The organism is Candidatus Magnetobacterium casense (genome assembly GCF_019173545.1).
GTDB lineage: Bacteria > Nitrospirota > Thermodesulfovibrionia > Thermodesulfovibrionales > Magnetobacteriaceae > Magnetobacterium > Magnetobacterium cryptolimnobacter.
The window spans coordinates 1-1,831 of record NZ_JABXWD010000553.1 but is presented as its reverse complement, the minus strand read 5'-3'; the positions used below and the strand labels follow the sequence as shown (position 1 = coordinate 1,831).

Below are 1,831 nucleotides of genomic sequence, written 5' to 3'. Positions count from 1 at the left end.
TCGCCTTGATATCCAGTATAGTTTCTTTAAGGCCCTCCATTTTAGGCAGTTGATAGGGATTAAGTATCTTTATGTCACCGATCTCTCCATCTCCGCTGAGACCTAACACAGCGTTTAAAAAAGATATCAGTATCTCTTTCTTGTGTTCGTTGCCAAATATCTTCTTAAAGGCTATATCACTTTTTACGTCAACAAATCTCATATCTTATTCTAACATATCCCTTAATATTTTGGCTGTAAACTCTGGTAATACGGTCAACTGTGGATAAAGGGGCCAAGGGGGCAGCGCCCCTCGGCTCAGTGGGGGACTGCCCCCCCCCCCTTGCAGTAGAGGCCTGAGGAGGGGGAGGCAGAAGGGGTGAGGCACCCCTGCCGTAAACCGCCCTTCTTATCTCTGCTTTACTTCGCCTGCCATTCCGATGGCATACCATTGACTACGTACCCGCTGCCGGACGTTATCGTTGTGCCATCCATGAACCAGACGTAGACGTCGCCATTGCCGGTGTTCTGCCACAACACGTCGGCCTTGCTATCGCCGTTGTAATCGGCCACTGCCAGGACATACCAATTGAGCATTCCACTGACCACGAGGCCGCCACCAACTATTGACGTACCGTCCATCCGCCATATGGCAACATCGCCTGATGTGGTGTCTTGCCAGAGGATGTCGGCCTTGCCGTCTCCGTCAAAATCGGCGATTGCCTTTGCCTTCCAGTTGCCGGGGACACCGGGAGAGGCGTAACCTCCCTTTAAGATGGTTGTACCGTCCATCAGCCAGACAAAGACGTCGCCGTTTTTGGTGTTTTGCCAGACGATGTCGCCCTTCTTGTCGCCATTGAGGTCAGCCACAACCCTGACCACCCACTCCGGTCGTATCCCTCTGATGATAAAGCCGGTACTCTTTACGTCCTTACCGTCCATGAACCATACGGCTGTATCGCCCGTGTTGGTATCATGCCACAGGATGTCCGACTTGTCGTCACCATCGAAGTCGCCAATAGCCTTGAACTCCCACTCTTTGGGCACTCCCCTGAGGGCATAGCCGTGGGTGATTATCTTTGTTCCATCCATGAGATACACATAGACGTCGCCATTTTTGGTGTGCTGCCAAACAATATCACTCTTGCCATCGCTATTAAAATCGCCGATGCCTTTTACGTCCCAATCCTCCGTAATACCTCTGACGACGTAATCACCGCCGGTTATCTGGGTTGCATTCATCAGCCAGATGTATATATCACCGTTTGTGGTGTTGCGCCACAGTACGTCACTCTTACCGTTACCGTCAAAGTCGTATATCGGCGTTATGGGCATGGAAAACTCAACGGTAACGTCCTTGTCCGTGGTCATCTTGACCGTGCACTGGTTGATCGCTGTTGCATCGCAGCCCGTCCAGGCCTTTAGCGTTACACCCTGTGCCGGAGTTGCCGTCAGAACGACCTGGATGTCCTTGTTGTATATCGCGGTGCCGGTCTTGCCATCGCTGCTCCAGGAGAGTGTCCCGGTTGAGGCCGACACTGAGCCTATGCCGGAACCCGTTATCACTACCTTGAGGTGCGAATGTGTGTCCTGGGTCACCGTGAAGGTCTGCCCGGCTATCGTTATTGTGCCGGTGCGGGGTGTTGCCTCTGTGCTTTCGGACACCGTGTACGATACCTGTCCGTTGCCGGTTCCGGCATCGCCCGATGTTATGTTTATCCATGCAACATTGCTTGTGGATGTCCATCGGCAAGTGCTGTTTGGAGGTGTTACGCTAACGGTATCGCTGCCACCGGTGTAACCAAAGTGCTTGCTTATTGGGCTTATCGATGTCCCTGTCGCACAATCCGGG

The 1,831-nt window shown here is 52.6% G+C and carries 2 protein-coding genes; both read right to left on the bottom strand.

Annotation, left to right across the window (positions count from 1 at the left end; translation table 11 throughout):
- A partial coding sequence (locus tag HWQ67_RS17465) for a PD-(D/E)XK nuclease family transposase (RefSeq protein ID WP_218253976.1) occupies positions 1–202 on the bottom strand: 202 nt, incomplete at its 3' end.
- A 197-nt stretch (positions 203–399) separates the two neighbouring features.
- Positions 400–1,831 (bottom strand): FG-GAP-like repeat-containing protein (locus HWQ67_RS17460; protein ID WP_218253975.1); only part of this gene is annotated, 1,432 nt, incomplete at its 5' end.